Raw genomic sequence first — 5,480 nt, forward strand, 5'->3', positions numbered from 1 at the left:
CCGCCTTGCAGCTGCACGCACCAGGCCCCGCTCACCGGCGTCGAAGAAGTGCTGCCGATTCCCTGCGCCGTGATCCAAACGACAGGCCCTAGCGGACCATCGGCTCGTCCTCGTCGGGCATCGACGTCTGGGCCGCCGTACGGGACAGGAACAGGCCGAAGACCGGGGGCTTGGTCTGGAGCATTTCCAGTCGGCCGCCGTCCGCTTCCGCCAGGTCGCGGGCGACGGCCAGGCCGATGCCCGTGGAGTTCCGGCCGCTGATCGCCCGCTCGAAGATGCGTGCGCCCAGGTCGGCGGGGACTCCGGGGCCCTCGTCGGTGACCTCGATGACCGCCTGGTTGCCGGTGACGCGAGTGCGCAGGGCCACCGTGCCGCCACCGTGCATCAGGGAGTTCTCGATCAGCGCGGCCAGCACCTGCGCGACCGCGCCGGGCGTGCCGACCGCCTCCAGATGCCGCTTCCCCGAGCTGACGATGGCCCGGCCCGCGCTGCGGTACGCCGGCCGCCACTCGGCGAGCTGCTGCTGGATGACCTCGTCGAGGTCGAAGGTGACGGCGGAGCCGGTGCGCGGATCGCGGGAGTTGGTCAGCAGCCGCTCGACGACGTCCGTCAGCCGCTCGACCTGCGTGAGCGCGATCGTCGCCTCGTCCTTCACGGTGGCCGGGTCGTCGGTGAGGGTGATCTCCTCCAGCCGCATGGACAGGGCCGTGAGGGGTGTCCGCAGCTGGTGGGAGGCGTCCGCGGCCAGGCGGCGTTCGGCGGTGAGCATGCGCGCGATGCGCTCGGCGGAGCCGTCCAGCACGTCCGCCACCCGGTCCAGCTCGGGCACGCCGTACCGCTTGTGCCGGGGGCGGGGATCGCCCGAGCCGAGCCGCTCGGCCGTCTCCGCGAGGTCGGTCAGCGGCGACGCCAGCCGGTTCGCCTGGCGGACCGCCAGCAGGACCGCGGCCACCACCGCGAGCAGCGCGACCAGCGCGATGATCAGCAGCGTCCGGCCGACCTCGCGGGTCACCGAGGAGCGCGGCTCCTGGACGGTGACCGTCTCGCCCTCCTCGCCGGGCGCGGTCGCGCTGATGACGTCACCGGACGGCTTGTCGCCGACCTCGATGGGCGCCTCGCCGGGGAGCCGGATCACCGCGTAGTAGCGGTCCTGCGTGACCTGGTCGCGCAGCACCTCGGCGTCGACCTGCTGGGACCCGAAGAGCCGGCTGTCGACGATGCTGGCGAGGCGGACCGCCTCGGACTCCACCCGTTCCTGGGCACTGTTGCTGATCGTCCGGGTCTCGACGATGACGAGCGAGACCCCGAAGACGGCGATCACGACCAGCACCACGGCGAGCGTGGACTGGATCAGTCGGCGGCGCATGTCCTGTTACCCGTGCCTGCCTGCCCCGTGGCTCAGCTCTTCTCGAAACGGAAGCCCACACCGCGCACGGTGGCGATGAAGCGGGGGTTGGCCGCGTCGTCGCCGAGCTTCTTGCGCAGCCAGGAGATGTGCATGTCGAGGGTCTTGGTCGACGACCACCAGGTGGTGTCCCAGACCTCGCGCATCAGCTGGTCGCGGGTGACGACCCGGCCCGCGTCGCGCACCAGCACCCGCAGCAGGTCGAACTCCTTCGCGGTGAGCTGGAGCTCCTCCTCGCCCATCCAGGCGCGGTGCGACTCGACGTCGATGCGCACGCCGTGGGTGGCGGGCGGCTGCTGCGGCTCGGCGGCACCGCGCCGTAGCAGGGCCCGGACGCGGGCGAGCAACTCGGCGAGCCGGAAGGGCTTGGTGACGTAGTCGTCGGCGCCCGCGTCGAGCCCGACGACGGTGTCCACCTCGTCGGCGCGCGCGGTCAGGATGAGGATCGGGATGGTGTGGCCCTCGCCACGCAGGCGCCGGGCCACCTCCAGTCCGTCCATGCCGGGCAGACCCAGGTCGAGCACGACCAGGTCGACGCCGCCCTGCAGTCCGGCGTCGAGAGCGGTGGGGCCGTCCTCACGCACCTCGACCTCATAGCCCTCCCGGCGCAGGGCACGGGCCAGTGGCTCCGAGATGGACGCGTCGTCCTCAGCGAGCAGTACTCGGGTCATGGAGTGATGGTAGACCTGCGAGGCCCTGAGCTGGGGTGTGACCGGAAGCCTTGATTCTTACCGTTGGCATACCCACTTCTTACGTTCCGGGGGAACGCGGACGAACCTCTGCCTGTGGGGTGCGATCCTGGTAAGGACCTTGGAAACGGGGCTCACGGTTCCCCCGACACCTGTGATCCTCCTCTCAAGTCCTTCCATATGCGGCTGTGTCCTGCCGTATGGTGAATCGACGCCTGTAGCCCTAGGCGACCTTCTGCGGCCCTCTGCCCTGAAGGTCTCTTTTTTGTCGGGCCGGCGACCGCCCACCGCTCCGTGACCCGGAGCGGACCCCCGTAGGCGTCGGGGGCGACGGCCGTACGCTCCGGTGCCGACAGCCCCCACCGGGCGCACCACCCCTGTCGCGGGGCGCGTCCCGACCAGCAAGGAACGACCATGGCGTCCAGCCTGACGAAGGACTCGGCCCGCCCGGGCACCCCCGGCTCCGAGAAGACCTTCTTCGGCCACCCCCGCGGACTGGCCACTCTCTTCATGACCGAGATGTGGGAGCGATTCTCCTACTACGGCATGAGGGCCCTGCTCCCGCTGTACCTGGTGGCACCGGGTGGCCTGCACCTCGACGCGGGCACTGCGACGGCGATCTACTCGGTGTACGTGTCGCTGGTGTACCTGCTCACCATGCCCGGCGGCTGGTTCGGCGACCGCGTCTGGGGGCCGCGCAAGACCGTCGCCATCGCGGGCGGCGTCATCATGCTGGGCCACCTCACGCTGGCCCTGCCCTCCTCCGGCACCTTCTACGCCGGCCTCGCCCTGGTCGCGATCGGCTCGGGTCTGCTGAAGGCCAACATCTCGACGATGGTCGGCCAGCTCTACGACGGACCCGACGACCCGCGCCGCGACGGCGGCTTCACCGTCTTCTACATGGGCATCAACCTCGGTGCCTTCGCGGCGCCGCTGATCATCGGCACCATCGGCGAGAGCGTCAGCTGGCACCTGGGCTTCGCGCTCGCCGCGCTCGGCATGGCGCTGGGTCTCGTCCAGTTCCTGATCGGCTCGCGCAACCTGGCCGAGCGCTCCAGCGTCGTCCCGACGCCGCTGTCCGGCGAGGAGAAGGCCTCGACGCTGCGCAAGGCGGCGATCTGGGCCGGTATCGCGGCCGTCTTCTACGCGATCGTCGGCTTCTCCGGCCACTACACGCTCAACTGGATCCTCGTCCCGCTGACCCTGCTCGGCGTGATCGTCCCGACGATGGTCCTGGTCCGCATCAAACGCGACAAGGACCTGGACCGCGCCGAGCAGTCGAAGATGTCCGCGTACATCTGGTTCTTCGTGGCCGCGGCCGTGTTCTGGATGATCTACGACCAGGGCGGCTCGACGCTGTCGATCTTCGCGGACTCCTCCGCCGAGAACAGCGTCTTCGGCTGGGGTTTCCCGGTCTCCTGGTACCAGTCGGTCAACCCGGTCCTGATCATGGCGCTGGCCCCGGTCTTCGCCTGGTTCTGGCTGGCGCTGAACCGGCGTGGCAAGGAGCCGAGCACGATCGTGAAGTTCGGCTCGGGTCTGGTCCTGGTCGGCGCGTCCTTCTTCCTCTTCCTGGCCCCGCTGTCGATCGCCGAGGGCGGTCACAAGGCGGCCGCGCTGTGGCTGGTGGCGATCTACTTCACGCAGACCGTCGGTGAGCTGCTGCTCTCCCCGGTGGGTCTGTCGGTGACGACGAAGATGGCTCCCGCGAAGTACGCCTCGCAGATGATGGGCGTCTGGTTCCTGGCCGTCACCGCCGGTGACGCCACGACCGGTCTGCTCTCCATCGCCGGGGTCGACCTGAACAAGACGGGCATCGTGGCCCTGGAGGCGACGCTCGCCGTCCTCGCCGGAGGCGCGGTGTGGATGTACCGCAAGAAGGTCAAGGAGCTCATGGGCGACGTCCGCTGACCCGCCCCGCCGGGCCATGACGAAGGGCCGCCGCGTCCCGGGACGCGGCGGCCCTTTCGCGTGCGTTCGTGTGGTTCTTCGCGTGCGTTCGTACTGTTCTTCGCATGCGTTCGTGCGGCCCTTTCGCGTGCGTTCATGCCGTTCTTCGCATGCGTTCGTGCTGGTCAGGCCTTCGTCGTCGGGCCCTTCGTCGTCGGGCCCTTCGTCGTCGGGTCCTTTCCGTAAGCCGCGGCAGGCCGCCCCGCGTCTTCCGGGTCGGCGTCGGGGGTGACCCAGGGCAGGGCCGGGGCGGCGGAGGGGGTGTCCGTGGCCCTCCCGGCGCGCTTCCCCGGAGGGCGGGGCAGCAGCCCGGGCAGCCCCGTACGACGGGCCGGGCGGGCCGCGTGGCCGGGCCGGCGAGGCCGCAGGTGGTCCACCAGGGCCAGTCCCGCGCGGAACACCGCCGCCGGTACGACCAGGAGGACCAGGGCCCAGAAGAGGGTCACGCCCCAGGGGCGGCCCACGCCCCAGGGGTGTTCGGCGAGGACCTTGCCGCCGTACTTCAGGGACACCGTGTAATCGCCGTGCGCCCCGGCCGCGAGCTCTACCGGCAGTTCGATACGGGCCTCGCCGCCGGGCCTGATCGTCCCGCGCCACCGCTGGTCCTGCCACTGCGGCGCGAACACGCCGTGCGCGGTGCCGACCTGGAAGACGGGGTTCTTCACGGGGGATGTGCCGACGTTGCCGACGGTGACCTCCAGGGTCCGGGCGGGCGGGGATCCGAACCAGGTCAGCAGCCCGCTCTCACCGCGCAGTCGGGTGTCCGCGAGCAGCGTGAGCCGCCCCCCGGCCCGTTCGGCGGGCAGCGGCTCGACCGTGTGCCCGGCGACCTGGAGCGCCGCGTCGGCCTCGGCATCCGCGCCGGTCACCGTCGCCACGTGCACCACGCAGGGGCACGGCACCGGTGGTTCGACGACGGGCAGCGCGCGGCGGAAGCGCCCTTCGGCATCGGTGGTGACGGCACGGCCGTCGGCGTTGGCGCAGGAGTTGGTCCCCCCGGTCACACCCCGGTCCGGCTCGGCCTGCCCACAGACCAGCATCGTCAGCAGCGCCCGCGCCCGCCAGCCGCTCCCGCTGACGGTGACCGACCCGCCCGCCCCCGCCTGCGCCGCGGACAACTCGACCCGGGGCCGCTCCACCGCCTCGGCGGACCCGGCCCCTGCCAGAGCCAGCAGAAACACGAGCAGAACCGACAACGACAGGGACGGAAGGCGCACGGCACGCGACATCGGCGGCTCCATCGGTCGTCCGGGGCGTGCATACGGACTCGGCTCCGGCGAGTGCCCGGGCATGCTCACGGCATCCACGGCCCGATCGGCCGGCTCCAGCGGGTTTCCGGGGCCAGTGTGCGTCGCCTTCAGCCGGCATGAGGGCATACGCACGGCCTCGCCAGCCCGTGCGACCCGCTCCACCAAGCGCCCGGGACCTGCGTGCGC

The 5,480-nt window shown here is 71.2% G+C and carries 4 protein-coding genes; 1 reads left to right on the forward strand and 3 read right to left on the reverse strand.

The window, feature by feature from the left end; all coding sequences use genetic code 11:
• Nucleotides 1–88: 88 nt before the first annotated feature.
• Together ACFZBT_RS29540 and ACFZBT_RS29545 are read right to left on the reverse strand one after the other, a co-directional pair.
• Complete coding sequence (locus ACFZBT_RS29540; protein WP_391109726.1) at nt 89–1,366, reverse strand: ATP-binding protein; 1,278 nt, start codon at nt 1,364–1,366, stop codon at nt 89–91.
• A 32-nt stretch (nt 1,367–1,398) separates the two neighbouring features.
• Nucleotides 1,399–2,076 carry a response regulator transcription factor gene (locus ACFZBT_RS29545; RefSeq protein WP_382495813.1) on the reverse strand — a complete coding sequence of 226 codons (678 nt, stop codon included), beginning with the start codon at nt 2,074–2,076 and terminating at the stop codon, nt 1,399–1,401.
• Between the two features lie 432 nt (nt 2,077–2,508).
• Between ACFZBT_RS29545 and ACFZBT_RS29550 the strand changes: the two genes are divergently transcribed.
• The gene (locus ACFZBT_RS29550) at nt 2,509–4,005 is read left to right on the forward strand and encodes an oligopeptide:H+ symporter (protein ID WP_391109730.1); all 1,497 of its coding nucleotides are present in this window, start codon (nt 2,509–2,511) and stop codon (nt 4,003–4,005) included.
• A gap of 164 nt (nt 4,006–4,169) precedes the next feature.
• Here ACFZBT_RS29550 and ACFZBT_RS29555 read toward each other — a convergent pair whose 3' ends face one another.
• Nucleotides 4,170–5,273 carry a hypothetical protein gene (locus ACFZBT_RS29555; protein WP_391109732.1) on the reverse strand — a complete coding sequence of 368 codons (1,104 nt, stop codon included), beginning with the start codon at nt 5,271–5,273 and terminating at the stop codon, nt 4,170–4,172.
• Between the last annotated feature and the right edge of the window lie 207 nt (nt 5,274–5,480).

Source organism: Streptomyces sp. NPDC008137 (genome assembly GCF_042957035.1).
GTDB lineage: Bacteria > Actinomycetota > Actinomycetes > Streptomycetales > Streptomycetaceae > Streptomyces.

Bases quoted from the DNA above. Each gene is read 5' to 3' on its own strand.
- ACFZBT_RS29545 (WP_382495813.1), bottom strand. From the start codon at position 2,076: ATGACCCGAGTACTGCTCGCTGAGGACGACGCGTCCATCTCGGAGCCA.
- ACFZBT_RS29555 (WP_391109732.1), bottom strand. From the start codon at position 5,273: ATGTCGCGTGCCGTGCGCCTTCCGTCCCTGTCGTTGTCGGTTCTGCTC.
- ACFZBT_RS29540 (WP_391109726.1), bottom strand. From the start codon at position 1,366: ATGCGCCGCCGACTGATCCAGTCCACGCTCGCCGTGGTGCTGGTCGTG.
- ACFZBT_RS29550 (WP_391109730.1), top strand. From the start codon at position 2,509: ATGGCGTCCAGCCTGACGAAGGACTCGGCCCGCCCGGGCACCCCCGGC.